The sequence below is a fragment of the Robertmurraya kyonggiensis genome, from assembly GCF_005116465.1.
GTDB classification, from domain to species: Bacteria; Bacillota; Bacilli; order Bacillales; family Cytobacillaceae; genus Robertmurraya; species Robertmurraya kyonggiensis.
This window is the reverse complement of record NZ_SWBM01000003.1, coordinates 162,298-181,723: the sequence shown is the minus strand read 5'-3', so window position 1 is coordinate 181,723 and position 19,426 is coordinate 162,298. Positions and strand designations below refer to the sequence as shown.

The following is a 19,426-nucleotide window of genomic DNA, read 5'->3' as shown; positions in this document are numbered from 1 at the left end:
ATACATGATGAGCGTCTTGGAAGTAAGAAATTTAGAGAAGAAATTTGGAAAGTTTACAGCTTTAGATGGCGTTAATTTTGAAGTGCGGAGTGGCGAGGTTTTTGGCTTTATTGGGCCGAATGGTGCTGGGAAATCAACAACTATACGAGTATTACTTGGGATTTTGAAGGCGAATGAAGGGGAAGTGAAGATCTTTGGCAAAGATGCCTGGAGTGATGCAGTAGAGATTCATAAAAGATTGGCCTATGTACCAGGCGATGTTAACTTATGGCCGAATTTAACAGGAGGAGAGGTTATCGATTTATTTGTTAAATTAAGGGGCGGAAATAATAAAAGTAAGAGAGAAGAATTGATAAAAAAATTCGATTTAGATCCTACGAAGAAATGTCGCACTTATTCGAAAGGAAATAGACAAAAGGTAGCGCTAATTGCTGCATTTTCATCAGATGCGGATTTGTATATATTAGATGAACCAACTTCAGGACTTGATCCATTGATGGAAAAAGTATTTCAAGAGTGTGTATTGGAGGCCAAGAATGAAGGGAAAAGCGTCCTTCTTTCAAGTCATATCCTTTCTGAAGTGGAAAAATTATGTGATAGAGTGGGAATCATTCGACAGGGCCAAATTATCGAAACTGGTACGTTAAATGAGTTACGTCACTTAACTCGTACACATATTCTTGTTGAAACGAAACAACCGATTGCATCGCTAACGGAATTGAAAGGAATCCATGAAGTAGAAGAAACAGAACAAGGCTTGTCTTTCCAAGTGGATACGAAAGAATTGGACATTATCATCAGACATATTAGTCAATTTGGGATTGTAAAGCTAGAAAGTGCTCCACCAACTCTTGAAGATCTATTTATGAGCCATTATGAAAACAAAGGAGAAAGGGAAGTGGGAGGTGTTCGTTAATGGGACAGAATGCATTCACTAACACTGGCAAGTTAACGAGATTAATTTTCCGTCTTGATCGAATAAGAATCCCATTATGGATTATTGGATTGGCGATCTTTACGTTTATCGTACCTCCTACTTTTGATGGCCTATATCCGTCTCAGCAGGATCGTGATGCTATCACTAGTACACTAGCAAATCCTGCGATGACTGCTATGTTAGGACCTGGTGATTTGGAAAATTATACGATTGGTGCAATGACAGCCCATGAAATGCTCTTAATGACGGCAGTAATCACTGGATTAATGGCGATATTGCTTGTTACAAAACACACAAGAGCAGATGAAGAGGATGGTCGTATTGAAATGATTCGTTCTTTACCGTCAGGTCGCCTATCGTATTTAAATGCCACATTAGCAGTAACAAGCGGAGCATTTCTCTTGTTAACGCTTGTTATCGGGTTTGGATTATTTGGCTTTGGAATTGAGAGTATGGACTTAGAAGGTTCATTACTTTACGGTGCGGCATTAGGAGGGACAGGGCTCGTTTTTGCAGGTGTGACGGCCGTTTTCGCCCAGCTTTCAGAAAGCTCGAGAGGTACAATTGGATGGTCGGTTGCCATATTGCTTGGTGCTTATTTGTTTCGGGCTATTACGGATCTTAGTAATGAAGCATTATCGTGGCTTTCTCCGTTAGGATGGGTAACGAAGGCGGAAGTGTACTCATCGAATAATTGGGGACCCATCGTATTAATGCTGGCTGTTGCCATTTTATTATTTGTCATAGCAAACTATTTAAATAGTATTCGTGACTTGGAACAGGGTTTTATTGCATCTAGGCCGGGTAAAAGAAATGCTTCCCGATTGTTACAAAGTCCAATTGGTCTAGCATTTAGGTTACAGCGGACAGGTTTTATCTCATGGGCAATAGGCATGTATGTTCTCGGAGCATCTTATGGATCCATTTTCGGAGATTTAGAATCATTTTTTGAGGGGAATGAAATGTATCAACAAATGTTGCAACTCTCTGAAGGGGCTTCTTTAGTTGAACAATTTATTCCAACATTAATGGTCGTTATTTCTCTAATCGCAACCATTCCTCCTATCATGGCGATAAACAAACTTCGTGGTGAGGAGAAGAAAGGGCGTCTGGATCATTTATTAGGTAGAGCAGTATCAAGGTCACGCCTTCTTGGCTCTTACTTAATACTATCGGTTGTAAATGGATTTGTTATGCTTTCCCTTAGTGCGATTGGGTTGTGGTCTGCTGGGAATGCAGTAGTGGAGAATGGTATGGATTTTGGAATGCTCTTCGGTGCAGCATTTGTCTATTATCCTGCAATGCTTGTTATGATTGGCCTAGCTGCATTCCTTAATGGATTTCTGCCAAAACAAACGTCTTTGGTTTGGATTTATATTCTCTATTCATTCTTCGTCCTTTATTTAGGAAACATGATGCAATTTCCAAATTGGGTAGGGCAGCTATCGCCATTTGGTCATGTTCCGCAAGTGCCGATAGAGGACGCGACATTTATGCCGTTGTTCATTTTAAGCGTCATTGCGGTAGGATTAATGATTTTGAGTTTTATCGGCTTCCGGAAGCGGGATATAGCAAATTAATAGTGTAAAAAAGTTCGTCCTTTTTAAAGAGGAAGTAATCAATGATTGTGATTTTATCCTGATTTCGTAGGAAAATATTCTATGGAATCGGGATTTTTTTAGACTTTTCACGCCTATTTTCCTGTTAGTCTATCTTTCTATTAAAAAACGAATGCTAATATATGGAACTTTTCTTTGTGTTTTCCCGTAATACCATATTATCTAGCGGAAATGGGGGAACAGACATGAGGAAGAGGCTCAAGAAAAAGAACGAGAATATCATAAAAGTTACTAAAAAAATGAAATACTCACTTCTAATTTGTGTAGCTTTATTTGCGATATGGGCGATAATTAGTTTGATATTCTCTGATATGGGATTTTCTAATCTTTGGAATAAAGAAGAAGCACCATTTATATATTTTCACTTGAACAGAGTGATTAGCCCTGGAGTTTGGGGAGGTTTGTCTCTCTTTATTGCGCTAATTACTCTTATTGGAAGTTTCTATTTGATTTTTACTAAAAAGGCAGCAGAACCAAAGAAACTGGCAGTAATAGCACCTTTGTTTGCTCTTATGTTTTTTGGTTTTGCTTCACTTTGTTTAGGCCTAGGTTGGAGTGATGATGTATTAGATTCTAAAGATTACGAGCAATATGGAGCTAAAGAGAAGGTCATTGTTCTGGAAGATTATCAAGAAATCATTCCCTCTGGGATGTATGGGGGAGCAACAGATTATGTGTATATAAGTAATGATGGGGAACGTTTCTCAACCAATACAAATTTTACAATGGACGTATACAAGGGTGAAAAATATAAAGTTCGTTATTTACCAAGGAGCAAATACGTCATTGGGATTGACCAGATAAATAACGGAGAAAATTGAGAGTGATTAGTAGGAGACCATAGTTAGAGTTCTGTAGATAAGAAATATAATTTTCTTTGTAAAAAGCGCCGTTAAAGGTGGGTGTTGAATTTATTACATTGAAAAATAGGCGTAAAAATTCCCTCTAAATCAAGAAATTTACCTGTTTTTCTATAAATAAGCGAGATTTTTCCGGTTAAGCTATATATTTTTCAAGATTTAAAGGCCTTTTAGACCCAATTAGCGGAAAATCTCCGCCTATTTCACCTGATTTCCATTAATACTTCAAAATAGACGGAATTTGTCCGGTTAAAGTGGGTGCACCACCTGTCGCAGATCAAAAAGTCAACAATGAACAATAACAGAGCATTTTTAAGAGAAAAACCGCCGTTCATAAGCTGGCGGCGGTTTCTCTTAATCTATCTTATTATGCTAATTGACCTTCTTTAAGTTCTTGACGTTTAAGGTCGAAGCGATCTGCATTCATAACTTTAACCCATGCAGCGATGAAGTCATTTACAAACTTCTCTTTATTGTCGTCTTGCGCATAAACTTCGGCAATCGCACGTAGGATGGAGTTTGAACCGAATACTAGGTCAACACCAGTAGCTGTACGAACTACTTTTCCAGTCTTACGATCGTGAGCTTCAAACACATCTCCACCTACAGGGGCCCAAGCTACACCCATGTCAAGCAAGTTAACGAAGAAATCGTTTGTAAGTGCTCCAACACGGTCAGTGAATACACCATGAGCAGTACCACCGTAGTTTGTACCAAGAACACGTAGACCACCGATAAGGACAGTCATTTCTGGCGCAGTTAGACCTAGAAGCTGTGCCTTGTCGATTAGCAATTCTGCTGAGCTTACACTAAATTGCTTCTTCTGATAGTTACGGAAACCATCAGCTACTGGCTCAAGTACTGCAAAGCTTTCAACATCTGTTTGCTCTTGTGTAGCATCACCACGTCCAGGAGCAAATGGAACTGTTACATCAAAGCCAGCCTCTTTAGCAGCTTTTTCTACTGCAGCAGTACCAGCAAGTACAATCAAGTCAGCCAAGCTAACTTTGTTATCTAAATGACTTTGAATACCTTCTAATACAGCAAGAACCTTTTCAAGTTGCTCTGGCTGATTTACTTCCCAGTTCTTTTGTGGTTCAAGACGGATGCGAGAACCGTTAGCTCCTCCACGCATATCAGAACCACGGAATGTGCTTGCTGAAGCCCAAGCAGTTGTCACAAGTTCACTGATTGTAAGTTCAGAGTCTAGAATTAATGTCTTAATCTTAGCTACTTCTTCTTCACTTAGATCATAATTACCAGCTGGTACTGGATCTTGCCAGATGAAGTCCTCTTCTGGAACTTCTGGACCATAGTATCTTGCTTTAGGACCCATGTCGCGGTGGGTTAATTTGAACCATGCACGAGCAAATGCATCTGCAAACTCTTCTGGATTCTCATGGAAACGACGAGAAATTTTTTCGTATGCTGGATCATGACGTAATGCAAGGTCAGTTGTAAACATGACAGTCGGAACTTTAACAGATGGGTCCTCTGCATCTGGTGCAAGGTCTTTCTCAGCAGGATCAACTGCTTGCCATTGATATGCACCCGCTGGACTCTTTGTTAGCCACCATTCATATCCGAATAATAAATCAAAGTAGCCATTATCCCATTGTGTAGGGTTAGCTGTCCAAGAACCTTCAAGACCACTCGTGATTGTGTCACGGCCTTTACCAGTACCATGAGAGCTTACCCAGCCTAAGCCTTGTGCTTCAAGAGGAGCAGCTTCTGGTTCAGGACCTACTTGAGATGCATCTCCAGCACCGTGAGCTTTACCAAATGTATGTCCGCCCGCAATAAGGGCAACAGTTTCTTCATCGTTCATTCCCATACGTGCGAATGTTTCACGAATGTCGTGAGCAGCTGCGATTGGATCCTGCTTCCCGTTTGGACCTTCTGGGTTTACATAGATAAGACCCATTTGAACGGCAGCAAGTGGATTTTCAAGTTCACGTTCGCCTGTGTAACGATTATCCCCTAACCATTCTGTCTCTTTACCCCAGTAAATATCTTCTTCTGGATGCCAAACGTCTGGGCGACCTGCTCCAAAACCAACAGTTTTTAAGCCCATGTCTTCAATTGCAACAGTACCGGCTAAAACAAGTAAGTCTGCCCAAGAGATTTTGTTACCATATTTTTGTTTGATTGGCCATAGAAGGCGACGTGCTTTATCAAGGCTAGCGTTATCTGGCCAGCTATTAAGAGGAGCAAAACGTTGGTTACCACTGTTGCCACCTCCGCGGCCATCACCAGTACGGTATGTACCTGCAGCATGCCAAGACATACGAATAAAGAATGGTCCATAATGACCATAGTCAGCTGGCCACCAATCTTGACTGTCCTTCATTAGGTCTTTTAGATCCTGCTTAAGAGCATCGTAGTCTAGTTTCTTAAATTCTTCTAGATAGTCGAAGTCTTCCCCCATAGGGTTAGATTTTTTATCATGCTGACGTAGAATGTTTAAGTTTAATGCGTTTGGCCACCAGTCCTTATTTGTCGTACCACTAGTTTTTGCACTAGTCGCACCACCATGAAACGGGCAACCTTGGATGTCTTTAGTATCCATATTATTTTTCCTCCTCAGTGTACATTTATTAGTTAATAATTACGCTTCTAGTTGGAGAAAACTCAAATAACTAGAATTATAATTATTATAAATATGTAATTATTATAATAAAGAATGAAGAAAAATGAAAGAAATATAGTCTAATTGATAATAATTTTATTTTAACACTTGGGAAACTTGAAATGTTGATAAAAGAAGCACAATATTATGAATTTTGAAGGTGAGAGAGTGACATAAGTCTGGAAAATACCAGAACCATTAGAAAGACTAGCAAAAACAAACTTTTAAAGTGAGTGTTAGAGGCTAGTAATCATTTTGAAGAATGAGGAACGGGATAAAATGATTGAATTTTAGTAGAAGATTACCTAGTACAATCCAGTTCTCATTCTCATTATAATGAAAATCAATGATATTAGGCAAGGAAAACGATTTTGCATAAATTTAAGTAAGCAGAGAGAAAGCATGCTTTCTCTCATTTGAAAAAGCATGCCTTTATTTGTATTTATGAATGTCTAGAATCTATAGTATCTGTGACAAAAACAGTTTCGTTCTATCATGCTGCGGATGATCAAAGATTTGTTCAGGAGGTCCTTCTTCGATAATTTCGCCGTAATCAAATAGAACAATTCTATCGGCAACTTGGCGGGCAAATCCCATTTCATGGGTGACAACTAACATCGTCATCCCAGATTCAGCCAATGTCTTCATAACATCAAGCACCTCTTTAACCATTTCTGGATCGAGAGCAGAGGTAGGCTCATCGAACAGCATGATTTTTGGTCTCATTGCTAAGGCTCGGGCAATGGCAACTCGTTGCTGCTGACCACCTGACAGTTGACCAGGGAATTTATGAGCTTGCTCAGGAATTCCAACCCGTTCTAATAATTCCAATGCAATTTGTTCTGCTCTTTGTTTTTTCCATTTACGAACCCAAATAGGGGCAAGTGAGATATTTTTTAAAATCGTCATATGAGGGAAGAGATTAAAAGATTGAAAGACCATTCCGGTTTCCATCCGAATCTCTTCAATATTTTTCAAATCATTTGTTAAGCTAATTCCATCAACAACAATCTCGCCAGTCTGAAATTCTTCTAATGCATTAAGTGTTCGGATAAAAGTCGACTTTCCAGAGCCAGATGGGCCCAAAATAACGACGACTTCACCTTGCTTTACGGTAAGATCCACATTTTTGAGGACATGCAAATCTCCAAACCATTTATTTAACCCTTTTACCGTGATCATGTCATCACGCTCTTCAAGAGGCGTGGACAATCGTTCTACTGCAAAGAGACTCTCCATCTGTTATTCCTCCTTATCTTTCGCCAACTCCTAGTTTCACTTCTAAGCGACGACTCACATGTGCCATTAAAAAACAGAAGATAAAGTAGATGAACCCGATAAATAGAAAAACTTCCATCTGTTTCCCGAGAAACTCAGGGTTCGCGACTAGCTTTTGTCCCATCCCTAGTAGATCGGTTAATCCTACAATGGCGACTAAGGATGTATCCTTAAAGATGGAAATAAATTGACCGACACAAGCCGGAATTACGGCCTTTAATGCCTGTGGTAAAATGACAAAGGTCATCATATGGGCTTTGCTCAAACCTAAGCTTTGAGCTGCTTCATACTGTCCTTTTGGAATCGACTGCAGCCCACCACGAATATTTTCAGCTAAATAGGCGGCGCTGAAGAGGGTCATTCCAATCATTGCCCGCATGACATTGCTTATTTCAATGCCATTTCCTAAAAATAAGGGAATCATTAATTGCCCTATAAATAAAACGGTGATAAGCGGAATGCCACGAATAAACTCGATGTAAATCACACAAAAATATTTTACAACTGGGAGTGTACTTCTTCTTCCGAGAGCTAATAGCAAGCCGATTGGAAAAGAGACTATAATCGAAACACTTGCGATTAACATGGTTAATAAAAAGCCACCCCAAATATTCGATGATACAGGTTCAAATACCCCGAATCCATTTAAGATGAAAATCGTGACCGGGATGAATAGTAGCCATACTAGAAGTACCGGCACTTTCAACTTTGGCAATTTTGTTCCAATGAAAAAGGTGAGGAACAGAAGAACGATATTTCCTCCAAGAATCAACCTCGTATTCATTTGAATAAACGGCATTACTAGCATGACTACCATAATGGCTAAGATGGAGACCGCAACGTGTGCCATCGAACCTTTCCAGAGACCCCATGACAATCCGAGTAAAACAGTCAATAGTCCAAACGCTGTCCAAATCCGCCAAACCTCTTCAACAGGAAATTGTCCAATCATGAGTAGGCGAAAATTGACAGCGATGACTGACCAATCCTCTGTGAAAATGAATTGGATTGAATGAAAAAGGATGTATCCTGTAACAAGTGCTGAAACAATTGTTAAGAGGGCATTGAACCAACCGCTAAAAAGATTTTCCTTCATCCATCTCAGGGCTTTTGATTGTGTTTTAGGAGGTAACAAAATGTCAGGCTCCTTATTCGTTTCAAAACTAATCTCTTCCATCTCTCATCACCTACCTTTCCACCAACTGGACTTTTCGATTGAAGAGATTCATCAGACCTGAAGTGATTAAACTAAATATTAAATAGAAAGCAATCATCATCACGATGGATTCCACAGCTCTTCCTGTTTGGTTCATTACCGTTCCACCTACACTAACAATGTCCTGAAAACCTACTGCTACCGCCAAGCTTGAATTTTTCACTAAGTTCAAGTATTGGCTTGTTAAAGGAGGGATGATGATCCGAATCGCCTGTGGGAAAATAACTAAGCGTAATGTTGTTGAATTTTTTAAGCCTAAAGCTTTGGCTGCTTCAATTTGACCCTTTGGAACACCCAAGATTCCTGCACGAATAATTTCAGCGATATAGGTAGACGTATAAATCACAAGACCAACTAAGATGGCCGAATATCCAGGGGATAAAGTGTAGCCCCCGACAAAGCCTCGTCCTTCTACTGCAGGGGTATGAATGGTAATAAGGCCAGTTCCTGTGAAAATGATGGAGAAAATAACGATTGCGGCAAATAGACCAATTGCCGAAATAAAAGGATATCTCCTTTTTCCAGATTCCATTTCCATTTTCAAAAGAACCTTCGATAATAGATAAGCAAGAATGAGCCCCAATACAATTGTAACGATCCAAAAAACGGTGTTTGAATGTGTTTCAAACCAAGGAATGGCAATCCCGCGATTAGATAAATAGACGGGACCTAATGTTACTGCCTCTTGAATTTTTGGAAGTGGAAGGAAGACCGCAAAAAACCAAATGAAAATTTGTACAAGGAGAGGGGTGTTACGAAATAATTCGATATAAACGGTTGCCAACTTACTTAAAAGCCAGTTATTAGATAGCTTTGCGATTCCAACAAACAATCCAATGATGCTTGTAAGGATGATTCCGAAAAAGGCAATCCGCAATGTATTTAATATTCCAACAAGAAGGGCCTTCCCATAAGTATCGGTTGGTTGAAAATCAATCATCGATTCAGATATGGTAAATCCAGCTGTGTTCTTTAAAAAATCAAATCCTAATTTAATGCCAATTTGTTGAAGCCCTGAAATAGCATTTGTAATAAAATAATATCCCGCAATCAACACCAACGCTGAAAACAGAACTTGTAAGAGGATAGGGACAATCCTTTTATCACGCCAAAAAGGTGTTGTAATAGCTTTCTTCAAGTTTGGTCACCTCTTTTTTAAAAAATAGGTCTGCTGTTGAGAAGAAGCCTCCCAAAAGCAGACCTTTTACTTTAGGATACAGAAAGTAAATTTAACTTTGAGAGTTGTCTAGCTCAATCCGCCTATCGTCTAGCAAACTTCAGGTCACCTCCCTACGATAAGTCAATCTCGTTTCGCTAACGCTCATCGGATTTCCTATATCTCAGTCGATGCCCTTCCAGTTTGTACGACGATGACCAAGGCGGTTGCGCTTTTCGATGTTAACGGAATGGAGCAGCGTACAATAACCCGCCATTTGTATACAGAGCATTCAGTCCACGCTCAAGCTTGAAGACTGTATCAGGACCTAGGTGGCGATCATAGATTTCTCCATAGTTTCCAACTTGCTTGATCACTTGGTAGCCGAAATCAGCTGGTAATCCAAGCTGTTCTCCAAGATTTCCTTCAGTTCCAAGCAAACGTTTGATATCTGGGTTCTCGTCATCTAAGAAGTCATCTACATTTTCTGAAGTGATGCCGAACTCTTCCGCTTGAATCGTCGCGAACACAATCCAAGTGACTGCGTCGAACCATTTATCATCTCCACCTTTAACAGCTGGGGCTAAAGGTTCTTTTGAGATTGTTTCAGCTAAGATTTTGTGTGCAGAAGGGTCAGCCATAATGGATTGGCGTGATACTAAACCTGATTTGTCAGTTGTCCATGCATCAATACTGCCAGCTTCATAGGCAGCAACAACAGCGTCGGCACTATCAAATACTACGGCTTCAAAATTAATTCCACGTGCACGCATTTGGTCGGCTAGGTTCAACTCAGTAGTTGTACCAGTTTCAACCCCGATGCGAGTTCCTTCTAAATCTTCTAAACTATTAATGCCGCTATCAGCTGGCACCATGATACCCTGACCATCATAGAACGTAACTGGGGCAAAATTTAATCCTACTTCGGAATCGCGGTTGGTTGTCCATGTTGTATTTCTCACTAACACGTCGACTTCTCCCGTTTGCACGGCAGTAAAACGTTCCTGAGCGGATAATGGGCGATATTCTACAGCCTCTGCATCCCCAAGGACACCAGCTGCGATTGCTTTTGCAAAATCAATATCGAAACCAGCGTTTTTTCCATCTGTTCCAACATAACCAAAACCAGGTAAGGCATCATTAATCCCTGCAACTAATTTTCCTCTACTTAACACTGTGTCCATAACAGAAGTGGCGGATGCAGTATCAGTTGCGGTCGTGTCAGTAGTCGAATCATCTTTCTTCTCTGTTCCAGCTTCCTCATCCTTTGTACACCCAACTAATGCCAAGACAAAAAACAATAACAAGCTAAATACCCATAACGATGACTTCTTCTTCATTCTTTTCCCCCTTTATTTTTGGTATCCAATGAGGGATACCTTTTTTAATATGTATGTTACGATAAATGACATCGTCAATCTGATATTTCAGAAATGTCAATTTATATAACATATTATGTTACTAATTATACCTATTTTTTTAATTGATTCAATGATGTTTTTATAAAATTCAGAAAATTCACGTAAGATAATCTGACAAGTTGTTATTTGAGATGCCAGTTGAAGCAAGCATGCTATAATTAAGAAAATATTGGAAAAATGAGGTGAGAGTATGTTTATGAAAATGTATCAATACCATATACGTCCAGACAAAGTAGAAGAGTACCTTCAAATACAGGAACAAGCATTTGAAATATATAGTAGATATTTACAGATCCACACTATGTATTTTAAAAGCAACGAGGATGATACAAAATGGGTAGAAATCTCGAGGTATAAAGATGAAACAGAGTATAAAAAGAGCATTGCGATCATCAATGAACACGCAGAGATTCAAGCATTATTTGCTCAATTTCAATCACTTTTAGACCCTACAAAAAGTGAAATTAGAGAAGAAGATTTCATTGAAATGAAAAATTTTAGTAAGGATATTGGGGGATGGATATGAACGATACGATTTCTTCATTAATATCAAGAAAAATCATTTCTGCTTCAATAGCAGGTTCCGTATTTGCAATACTATGTGGGTTTGTTTTTCCTAGTTTCGTAGGTGAAGATGCTGACACAATGCGAGAGTATATGTGGGGCGTTGTTTCCATGATACCGGTTTATCTTATGTATAGTTTTCCTATTATTTTGGTATATGCAACTGTAACTTCTATTATAAGTGATTTTCTTGCTGGTTTGATTTTGAGAGGGAAGCTTAAGAAACTAGAAATCTATGTTTCAGCGATTTTTCATTTGCTTTTTGGCTCGATCTTGCTTTGGGTTAGTCTGCTTGCTTCTATTATATATTTTGTCGTAGATAGGTTTTGGGTAAAAAAGAAAGGCAGTCACAAATGGAGTCAGGCTTTGTTAAGTTTGGCATTACCTTTACTATTATGGATCATATTTATGGGGATTATCTGGTTCGCAGATTTCTCTAAGAATTGGACGGAGTATTTGGTGAATTAAGTATAGAACGTTTCCTTGACAAATGGATTCGTTTTTACTATTATAAAAACAAATTAACAAACTGTTTTTATGTTTTATAAAGAGGTGGAAGTTCATGCCAAAGTTTACGGATATAGAAAAGGAAAGTATTAAGCAAGATATGTTAAAGGCTGCACATCAGTGTTTTATTGCAAAGGGATTAAAAAATACATCGATTGAAGAAATTACTTCTGCAGTATCGATTGCTAAAAGTAGTTTCTATGTTTTCTTTGAGTCAAAAGAAAAACTTTACTTTGATTTATTAGTTTTAGAAGGAGAAGACATAGAAAAAAGAATTTGGCCAAGGGTAGAAAAGGCAAAGAAAATACGTGAAGCCATTAAGGTGTATCTACAGGAAATGTCTGCTGCGTTGGAGTCTAATATCTTAACACAAAGACTAATTACCAATCTGGAAGAATACAACTTAGTTTCCCGCAAGTTAGGACCTGAGTATTCGGCAACAAAGACGTTGAGAAGTATTGTTCCTATATTGGAATTTATCGAGAAGAATAAGAAACAATTAATAGATGAGGATATTGAAGTAATTGCGGGTAGCATTCGAGCTTGCTTGGCGATGATTATTCATAAAAAGGATATTGGTGAAGAGATTTACCCTAAAGTGCAGAACATTCTTTTTAACGCTCTAGCAAATGAACTTACAATTTAGGAGTGATGAAGGATATGAGTAAAACGATACAAGAAGTTATGGAACTTGCCGCAAAAAATGGGTTGGATTTAAAGGAAGATACTTTAGTATTTAATGAATCAGGACTAGATTTTCAGGTTGTATTTGCAGTGGATGTGGAAGGGAATGAATGGGTTCTTCGCATCCCAAGACGTGAGGATGTTATGCCTCGAACGAAGGATGAGAAGAAAGCTTTAGACTTAGTGAACGAAAATGTAGCAGCTTTTCAAGCACCGAACTGGACTATCTATACAAATGAATTGATTGCCTATAAGAAACTAGTTGGGGTTCCAGCAGGTACGATTGATCATGAGATCCAGAATTATGTATGGGAGCTTGATCTGAACAATGTGCCGGATTGTTTTTACGTGACACTTGCAAATGCGTTAGTAGCATTGCATCGTGTTCCAAAGGAGAAGGCAATCGAGGCAGGTCTAACAGTTCATACTCCTGAAGAAGCAAGACAGTCAATGAAAGTACGAATGGCTGCTGTAAAAGAAAAAGTTGGTGTTGGTGAGGAACTGTGGACTCGATGGCAAGCATGGCTCGGAAATGATGAAATGTGGCCGAAAAAAACAGGTCTAATTCATGGTGATGTACATGCAGGGCATATCCTAATTGATGATGCTCGAAACGTAACCGGCTTAATTGATTGGACGGAAACGAAGGTAACCGATGTGGCGACAGATTTTGTAGTGCTTTATAAGACTTTCGGCGAAGAGGGCCTCGATAAGCTCATTAAGGCTTATAGCGAAGCAGGTGGGAATGCGTGGCCAAAAATGAAAGAGCATATTATTGAATTAGAGGCGGCCTATCCAGTGGGGATTGCAGAATTTGCAATGATTTCTGGTAGTGATGAGTATATGCAAATGGCTAAGCAAGCGTTGCAGGTGAACGATTGAGTACAGGGGAGTTTTTGGAGGGATTCAGGAATGAGTGAAAAGATGATCTCGATCAACGATGTTGAGATTTGTACAGAAACCTTTGGAAATCCTAGAGAACCAGCTGTTTTATTAATGATGGGAGCGAAGAGCTCCATGATCTGGTGGGATGAAGAGTTTTGTGATAGGTTAGCTGGAAAAGGAAGATTCGTGATCCGCTATGACAATCGAGATGTTGGAAAATCTACCGTGTATGAACAAGGAAAAATAGGTTATTCACTCGTTGATATGGTGGATGATGCTGCCGGAATTCTTGATGCTTATCACCTCAAAGCTGCCCATATTGTTGGGATGTCTCTGGGAGGAATGTTAGCACAAATCCTGTCGTTAAGATATCCTGATAGAGTCTTAACAACGACAATGATTGCCACATCAATGATTGGGCCGCATCGGTCAGAACTGCCAACAATGGATCCTAAAATACGAGAATTTCATTCTACGGCAAATTCATTAGACTGGAATGACCAAGAGTCTGTCGTAGAATATACGGTTGAGAGCTGGAGACTTCTACATGGTTCAAAGCATGATTTTGATGAGAAGCGGATTTACACTCTCGCAAAAATGGATTACCATCGAGCAAATAATCTGCAGAGTCAATTTAACCATGCTCTCGTGCAAGGCGGAGAGGAGTATGTTGGAAAAATAAATGAGATCACGGCTCCTACATTGGTAATTCATGGAACGGAAGATCCAGTCCTCCCTTATGATCATGGAGTAGCCCTTGCAAAAGAAATTCCTGATGCGAAACTATTAACTCTTGAAGGAGTTGGGCATGAGCTTCATTATGAGGATTGGGATACAATCATAGCTGCGATTGTTGAGCATACAGAAATAATTAAAAATTAAATCAGACCCCGAATTCGTAATCGTTTTTACGTTTCGGGCTTTTTTTTACCCTTCACCAATTTAGTTTGATTTTTTTGAAGTCATTGAATAACTAATATTAAATCAACTATCCTAGGAGTAGAAGGAAAATAGAGATCTGGGTGAGGGAGCAGAAATGAATATTAACAATTTCAAAAGTTACATAAATAAAACCATTCTAGATAGAGGTCACGATTATTTTCTTGAAGGACGTGTCGAAAAAGCGATTGATAAGGGTGAACAAGAGTACATCTTTCATATTGAAGGAAGCGATAACTATGAAGTGCTGGTAGAGTTAGACGAGGACGGGGACATTTTATATTCCGAGTGCGACTGTCCATACGATTTTGGACCAATATGTAAACACGAAGTGGCAGTATTTTTTCAATTAAAAGAGATGCTAAATCAAGTGAATGTGAAGGACAAAAACTTTCGGAAGGAACCAAAAATTCAGGAGGTACTAAAGGATCTTCCGAGAGAAGAATTGATAGATATTATCCTAAATATCGTAAAAAAAGATGATAGGCTAGAAAGTAGTCTTAGGCTTAAATACTCCAAGGTAGATCATAAACAGGAGCTTAAGAGAGCCCAACAGTTGATTAAGGAGATTGTGAAGGAATATAAAGGTAGAGAAGGTTTCATCAAGTATCGTGATACTGGAGATTTTGTAAGAGAGATGATGGATATTGATGAAATAGCTAGGACAACTGAAGATGTACTTCTAGCATTGGATATTTCGTTCCTTTTACTAAAGGAAGCAATTGATGCTTTCCAATATGCAGATGATTCTGATGGCAATATTGGTTATCTTGTAACAAATACATTAGGGGCAGTTGAAGAAATCGCTTCTAGAGGAACTGGAGTAGAACATGTACAAATATTTGAGAAGCTATTTGCTCAACTAGATAAGCAGTACTTTGATGGCTGGGAAGATTTTAAGTTTGATCTATTAAATATTTGTATTGGAATGGCCACAGACGTAAAGCTTAGAGAACAGTTAAGATTTAAGTTGGAGTCTATGCTTAAAAAAGAATCTGATCGATATATGCAAGAACAGATACTCCAACTTTTGCTTGGGTTGATCGAGCAGTATGGAACTAAGGAAGAAGAGGATGAATTTATCAGTAGGCATCTACAATTTACTTCATTTAGGGAAAGAGTGCTAGCTAAGTATCTTCAAGAGGGAAAATATCAACAAGTGATTGAGTTAGCGGATGAAGGGGAAGAGAAGGATTTAAAATATCCTGGGTTAATATCGAAGTGGAAAAAATTTCGATATGAAGCTTACAAAAAACTTCAGCTGAGTGATGAACAGAAAGTGCTAGGGAAAGAATTATTTTTTGATGGTAACTTTGAATATTACCAGGATTTGAAAGAATTAGCGTCAAGAGAGGATTTTTATGCTAATTTGAAAAGAGAACTGAAAGACGCAGATGGATGGTATTCAACTCGTATGTTCCTACGTTTAATAGAGGAAGAAAATGATTTAGATGAAATTTTAGAATTTGTTAAGAATAATCCCAGTTATATTGAACAATACGAAAAGAAATTATTAGGACAATTTAAAGAAGAGGTCATAGAAATCTATCAAGATTATATAAAAGCAGAAGCTGCAACGTCATCAAATCGGAATCAATATAAGGAGATTTGCCGAAAATTAAAGAAGTACAAGGTGATTGCTGGAGATGAAAGGCTACAGGAGTTAGTAGCTTACTTTAAAAGTCTATATATTAAAAGACCAGCTTTTATCGATGAACTAGGGAAAATCAGATAAGATAATGGGCTCCCATAGATTTTGGGAGCCCATATATATTATGATACTAACTTTAATCCAACAACCGCACACAGAACCAGAGCTATAAAAAATAGACTTCTCCAGTCTCTTGATTCCCCATAAAATACCATGCCGATTAGGGTGCCACCAACAACACCAATTCCTGTCCAAATGGCATAAGCTGTACCCAAAGGTAAAAATCGTAATGAATAGCCAAGTAATAAGAGACTAGCACCAAATCCAGTCACTAATAGAACGATGGTTTTCCAGTTTCGCTTTACTTGCAATTGATTGATCATCGCAACCCCAAATGCTTCAAGTAATCCTGCCAAAATTAAAGTTAACCACGCCATTAGGATTCAGCTCCTTTCTTAGGCTTGTTGGCTGTAACCAACTTCAAGCCGACAATACCGATTAATAATAGAAGAATTAAAACGATTTTTTCCCATTTGAAAGATTCGCCAAAGAAAAGAATCTCCGAAATGACCGTGCCTGCCGTTCCTAATCCAACAAAAACAGCATACACAGTTCCTGCAGGAAGAACTTGCCCAACTGTAATCATTAAATAGTTGCTGATGATAAGAGCAATAATGGTTACGATCCATGTCCATAGGTCATGTGAGTGGGCTAATCCAATTACCCAGAACACTTCCAAAACAGACGCAAAAATTAACTTTATCCAGTTTCGATTCATCGAAAGCACCTCCAAAAAAATTCAAACAAAAAAGCCCTGAGAGAATACTGGTAATCCAGTTTCTCCCGGGCTTTTATCCCTCCGTGACACAGCAAGGCTGTGAGTTTTCTCTCGGTCCAGTCCAAAGATAAAACTTTGCGGAACCCTAGAAAACATTTAAGATATATAATTGATTTCTATTATACACGGTTTTAAAAAAAAGGAAACTTAAAGCTTAATTCGTTTCAGCTGCTTTTCTCTCCTGAAACTCAGCTTTAATTTCCTCAAGTGTTTCAGGTTCTGTTACAAGCTTCAGTGCAGTAAGAGCAAGTGCTTTTGCTCCAGTGATTAGAGCCTTGTCCCCTCTAGCGGAAGCAGCTGCTTCTCTGAACGGAACTGTATGTGGAATAAGGTCACTTGCGCCAATTTTAATATAAGGATGGATGGTTGGAACAACTTGACTGATATTCCCTGCATCCGTTGAACCAATTCCTTTTCGGTCTTCCAATACGTTTTCGCCTAATTCAGAAACCACTTCTCTAAAAATAGCATCGTATTTCTTATTGAGAAGGAGATTATCTACTTCGTTTTGGAAAGCGATAATGTTTAACTTGGCTCCTGTTGCCAAGGCTGCACCTTTTGCAACAGCTTTGACTTTTTGTGTTACTTCGTTCAATCCTGCTCTTGATGCGGCACGAATGAAAAATCTTGCTTTTGCATATTCAGGGATAATATTTGGTGCATCTCCACCATGTGTAATGATCCCGTGGATTCGGACATCATCTGTGAGTTGCTGTCTAAGAGCATTAATTCCATTGAATAATTGAATGACTGCATCTAATGCATTGATGCCTTCGTGTGGAGAAGCAGCGGCATGTGCTGGCTTTCCGATATATTCAAAATCAAGAGGATCAACAGCCAGTGATGGACTAGTCAATCGTGTTTCACTGTTTGGGTGGACCATCAATGCAGCATCAATTCCTTCTACTAAACCATGTTTTACAAAGCTTCCTTTTGCACTGCCGTTTGGTCCACCTTCTTCAGCAGGGGTACCAAAAACGACTGCTTCACCACCAGTTTCGTCTAGGACTTTACTTAAGGCGATTGCAGCTGCCACACTAGTTGTACCGATGATGTTGTGTCCGCAAGCATGGCCAATACCAGGAAGGGCGTCATATTCTGCTAAGAAAGCAATGGAGGGACCCAGCTTATCCGACTTTTTGCGAGCCACAAAGGAAGTTTCATGTCCGGCTACTGCTTTTTCTACTGAAAAGCCTTCTTTTTCAAGGAGCTCTGTTAGAAGAGAAGAAGCAATAAATTCTTCATTCCCGATTTCAGGGTTTTCGTGGATTTTATGGCTAGTCTCTAAATATAACGCTTTGTTCGTCTCGACGTTTGTGATAATCGTTTCTTTTAATGATGCTGTCATTGGTTTCTCCTCCATTTATAGAGAGGTCTTTGCTCTAAGAGCAAAAAACTCTAAAAGTTATTACCAACCGATATTATCTAATGGAACAAATGTCGGAATTAAATTGCCGTCATATTCTTTTTCAATAAATGCTGCTGTATCTTCTTCTTGATAAAGCTCTGCGATTCGCTTAAGTGTTTTGTTATCCTTATCTTCTGCTCTTGTAGCGATGATGTTGATGTATGGAGTTGCTGTTTCACCTTCATAGTAAATCGCATCTTTTAGAGGTGTAAGACCTGCATCTTGTGCAATTCCGTTGTTGATTAGAGAAGCAGCTACATCTGGTAATACTCTTGGTGTTTGAGCTGGTACGACTTCAACAAATTCAAAGTTATGTGGATTATCTGTTACTTGCTTAACGTTTCCGTTTGGATCAAAATCTTCTGGTAAACCAATTAGACCAGCTTCTTGAAGAAGTAATAGAGCACGACCTTGGTTTGAAGCATCGTTTGGTAGGGCAATTTTTGCGCCATCTGGGATGTCTTTTACATCTTTGTATTTGTCAGAGTAAATACCCATTGGTGCTAAAACAGTTGTAGCAATCGGAACTAAGTCAAGATTATGTTCTTTAATAAAAACGTCAAAGTAAGCTACGGTTTGGAATGCATTTACATCTAATTCACCTTCTGCAAGAGCTGTGTTCGGCGCAACATAGTCAGAGAATTTAACTAGTTCAATCTCAATGCCTTCTTTTTCAGCCTTTTCAGCTATAAAATCCCAGATTCGTGTATCAGTACCGCTAATTCCTAATTTCACTTTCGTTGTTTCTTTACCTTCAGAATCGGAAGAGCATCCGACTGCAAATGCTGCTAGTGCAAAAATAATGATGGATAATAATAGCTTTTTCATGTTGTA

General features: G+C 38.9%; 18 protein-coding genes and 1 riboswitch. Of the genes, 9 read left to right on the top strand and 9 right to left on the bottom strand.

What is annotated here, in order from left to right:
- Positions 1 to 7 precede the first annotated feature (7 nt).
- From FA727_RS14610 to FA727_RS14600, 3 genes are all read left to right on the top strand, one after another.
- Entirely contained in the window at positions 8 to 916 is a 909-nt protein-coding gene (locus FA727_RS14610) for an ABC transporter ATP-binding protein (protein ID WP_136832077.1), read from the top strand.
- Positions 916 to 2,517, top strand: a complete 1,602-nt coding sequence (locus FA727_RS14605; protein WP_136832075.1) for an ABC transporter permease — start codon at positions 916 to 918, stop codon at positions 2,515 to 2,517. Before FA727_RS14610 ends, FA727_RS14605 begins: the two co-directional genes overlap by 1 nt.
- Positions 2,518 to 2,741: 224 nt before the next feature.
- On the top strand, positions 2,742 to 3,377 hold the full coding sequence (locus FA727_RS14600) for a hypothetical protein (RefSeq protein ID WP_136832073.1): 636 nt from the start codon (positions 2,742 to 2,744) through the stop codon (positions 3,375 to 3,377).
- Positions 3,378 to 3,783: 406 nt separating this feature from the next.
- Here the strand turns inward: FA727_RS14600 and katG are convergent, their stop codons facing one another.
- The 5 genes from katG to FA727_RS14575 all read right to left on the bottom strand — a co-directional run bounded on the left by katG (position 3,784) and on the right by FA727_RS14575 (position 11,035).
- On the bottom strand, positions 3,784 to 5,985 hold the full coding sequence (gene katG / locus FA727_RS14595; RefSeq protein WP_136832071.1) for a catalase/peroxidase HPI: 2,202 nt from the start codon (positions 5,983 to 5,985) through the stop codon (positions 3,784 to 3,786).
- A 519-nt stretch (positions 5,986 to 6,504) separates the two neighbouring features.
- The gene (locus FA727_RS14590; protein ID WP_170972170.1) at positions 6,505 to 7,227 is read right to left on the bottom strand and encodes an amino acid ABC transporter ATP-binding protein; all 723 of its coding nucleotides are present in this window, start codon (positions 7,225 to 7,227) and stop codon (positions 6,505 to 6,507) included.
- A 70-nt stretch (positions 7,228 to 7,297) separates the two neighbouring features.
- Positions 7,298 to 8,500 carry an amino acid ABC transporter permease gene (locus FA727_RS14585; RefSeq protein WP_136832069.1) on the bottom strand — a complete coding sequence of 401 codons (1,203 nt, stop codon included), beginning with the start codon at positions 8,498 to 8,500 and terminating at the stop codon, positions 7,298 to 7,300.
- A gap of 10 nt (positions 8,501 to 8,510) precedes the next feature.
- Complete coding sequence (locus tag FA727_RS14580) at positions 8,511 to 9,677, bottom strand: amino acid ABC transporter permease (RefSeq protein ID WP_136832067.1); 1,167 nt, start codon at positions 9,675 to 9,677, stop codon at positions 8,511 to 8,513.
- 260 nt (positions 9,678 to 9,937) lie between these two features.
- A complete protein-coding gene (locus FA727_RS14575; RefSeq protein WP_136832065.1) occupies positions 9,938 to 11,035 on the bottom strand; it encodes an amino acid ABC transporter substrate-binding protein in 1,098 nt (365 codons plus the stop codon).
- Between the two features lie 271 nt (positions 11,036 to 11,306).
- Here FA727_RS14575 and FA727_RS14570 point away from each other — a divergent pair, with 271 nt between their 5' ends.
- The 6 genes from FA727_RS14570 (at position 11,307) to FA727_RS14545 (ending at position 16,430) form a co-directional block, all read left to right on the top strand.
- A complete protein-coding gene (locus FA727_RS14570) occupies positions 11,307 to 11,642 on the top strand; it encodes a hypothetical protein (protein ID WP_136832063.1) in 336 nt (111 codons plus the stop codon).
- Positions 11,639 to 12,148, top strand: coding sequence for a hypothetical protein (locus FA727_RS14565; RefSeq protein WP_246041901.1), 510 nt, complete (start codon positions 11,639 to 11,641; stop codon positions 12,146 to 12,148). Before FA727_RS14570 ends, FA727_RS14565 begins: the two co-directional genes overlap by 4 nt.
- Positions 12,149 to 12,242: 94 nt before the next feature.
- A complete protein-coding gene (locus FA727_RS14560) occupies positions 12,243 to 12,833 on the top strand; it encodes a TetR/AcrR family transcriptional regulator (RefSeq protein WP_136832059.1) in 591 nt (196 codons plus the stop codon).
- A gap of 14 nt (positions 12,834 to 12,847) precedes the next feature.
- Positions 12,848 to 13,753 carry a macrolide 2'-phosphotransferase gene (locus tag FA727_RS14555; protein WP_136832057.1) on the top strand — a complete coding sequence of 302 codons (906 nt, stop codon included), beginning with the start codon at positions 12,848 to 12,850 and terminating at the stop codon, positions 13,751 to 13,753.
- Positions 13,754 to 13,783: 30 nt separating this feature from the next.
- On the top strand, positions 13,784 to 14,638 hold the full coding sequence (gene mle / locus FA727_RS14550; protein ID WP_136832055.1) for an alpha/beta fold macrolide esterase: 855 nt from the start codon (positions 13,784 to 13,786) through the stop codon (positions 14,636 to 14,638).
- Between the two features lie 154 nt (positions 14,639 to 14,792).
- Positions 14,793 to 16,430 carry an SWIM zinc finger family protein gene (locus FA727_RS14545; RefSeq protein ID WP_136832053.1) on the top strand — a complete coding sequence of 546 codons (1,638 nt, stop codon included), beginning with the start codon at positions 14,793 to 14,795 and terminating at the stop codon, positions 16,428 to 16,430.
- 38 nt (positions 16,431 to 16,468) lie between these two features.
- On the opposite strand, the gene FA727_RS14540 is transcribed toward FA727_RS14545, so the two are convergent.
- The 4 genes from FA727_RS14540 to FA727_RS14525 form a co-directional block, all read right to left on the bottom strand.
- Positions 16,469 to 16,783 (bottom strand): DMT family transporter, encoded by a 315-nt coding sequence (locus FA727_RS14540; RefSeq protein ID WP_136832051.1) that lies wholly within the window; start codon positions 16,781 to 16,783, stop codon positions 16,469 to 16,471.
- Complete coding sequence (locus tag FA727_RS14535) at positions 16,783 to 17,124, bottom strand: DMT family transporter (protein ID WP_136832049.1); 342 nt, start codon at positions 17,122 to 17,124, stop codon at positions 16,783 to 16,785. Before FA727_RS14535 ends, FA727_RS14540 begins: the two co-directional genes overlap by 1 nt.
- Before the next feature lie 60 nt (positions 17,125 to 17,184).
- A riboswitch (guanidine-I (ykkC/yxkD leader) is annotated at positions 17,185 to 17,284 on the bottom strand.
- Between the two features lie 54 nt (positions 17,285 to 17,338).
- On the bottom strand, positions 17,339 to 18,532 hold the full coding sequence (locus FA727_RS14530) for a M20 family metallopeptidase (protein ID WP_246041899.1): 1,194 nt from the start codon (positions 18,530 to 18,532) through the stop codon (positions 17,339 to 17,341).
- 60 nt (positions 18,533 to 18,592) lie between these two features.
- Positions 18,593 to 19,420 carry a MetQ/NlpA family ABC transporter substrate-binding protein gene (locus tag FA727_RS14525; protein WP_136832045.1) on the bottom strand — a complete coding sequence of 276 codons (828 nt, stop codon included), beginning with the start codon at positions 19,418 to 19,420 and terminating at the stop codon, positions 18,593 to 18,595.
- Positions 19,421 to 19,426 lie beyond the last annotated feature (6 nt).

What these genes read in the sequence shown, in the direction of transcription:
- FA727_RS14610 (WP_136832077.1), top strand. Translation starts at nt 8, where the DNA reads ATGAGCGTCTTGGAAGTAAGAAATTTAGAGAAGAAATTTGGAAAGTTT.
- FA727_RS14605 (WP_136832075.1), top strand. Translation starts at nt 916, where the DNA reads ATGGGACAGAATGCATTCACTAACACTGGCAAGTTAACGAGATTAATT.
- FA727_RS14600 (WP_136832073.1), top strand. Translation starts at nt 2,742, where the DNA reads ATGAGGAAGAGGCTCAAGAAAAAGAACGAGAATATCATAAAAGTTACT.
- katG (WP_136832071.1), bottom strand. Translation starts at nt 5,985, where the DNA reads ATGGATACTAAAGACATCCAAGGTTGCCCGTTTCATGGTGGTGCGACT.
- FA727_RS14590 (WP_170972170.1), bottom strand. Translation starts at nt 7,227, where the DNA reads ATGATCACGGTAAAAGGGTTAAATAAATGGTTTGGAGATTTGCATGTC.
- FA727_RS14585 (WP_136832069.1), bottom strand. Translation starts at nt 8,500, where the DNA reads ATGGAAGAGATTAGTTTTGAAACGAATAAGGAGCCTGACATTTTGTTA.
- FA727_RS14575 (WP_136832065.1), bottom strand. Translation starts at nt 11,035, where the DNA reads ATGAAGAAGAAGTCATCGTTATGGGTATTTAGCTTGTTATTGTTTTTT.
- FA727_RS14570 (WP_136832063.1), top strand. Translation starts at nt 11,307, where the DNA reads ATGTTTATGAAAATGTATCAATACCATATACGTCCAGACAAAGTAGAA.
- FA727_RS14565 (WP_246041901.1), top strand. Translation starts at nt 11,639, where the DNA reads ATGAACGATACGATTTCTTCATTAATATCAAGAAAAATCATTTCTGCT.
- FA727_RS14560 (WP_136832059.1), top strand. Translation starts at nt 12,243, where the DNA reads ATGCCAAAGTTTACGGATATAGAAAAGGAAAGTATTAAGCAAGATATG.
- FA727_RS14555 (WP_136832057.1), top strand. Translation starts at nt 12,848, where the DNA reads ATGAGTAAAACGATACAAGAAGTTATGGAACTTGCCGCAAAAAATGGG.
- mle (WP_136832055.1), top strand. Translation starts at nt 13,784, where the DNA reads ATGAGTGAAAAGATGATCTCGATCAACGATGTTGAGATTTGTACAGAA.
- FA727_RS14545 (WP_136832053.1), top strand. Translation starts at nt 14,793, where the DNA reads ATGAATATTAACAATTTCAAAAGTTACATAAATAAAACCATTCTAGAT.
- FA727_RS14540 (WP_136832051.1), bottom strand. Translation starts at nt 16,783, where the DNA reads ATGGCGTGGTTAACTTTAATTTTGGCAGGATTACTTGAAGCATTTGGG.
- FA727_RS14535 (WP_136832049.1), bottom strand. Translation starts at nt 17,124, where the DNA reads ATGAATCGAAACTGGATAAAGTTAATTTTTGCGTCTGTTTTGGAAGTG.
- FA727_RS14530 (WP_246041899.1), bottom strand. Translation starts at nt 18,532, where the DNA reads ATGACAGCATCATTAAAAGAAACGATTATCACAAACGTCGAGACGAAC.
- FA727_RS14525 (WP_136832045.1), bottom strand. Translation starts at nt 19,420, where the DNA reads ATGAAAAAGCTATTATTATCCATCATTATTTTTGCACTAGCAGCATTT.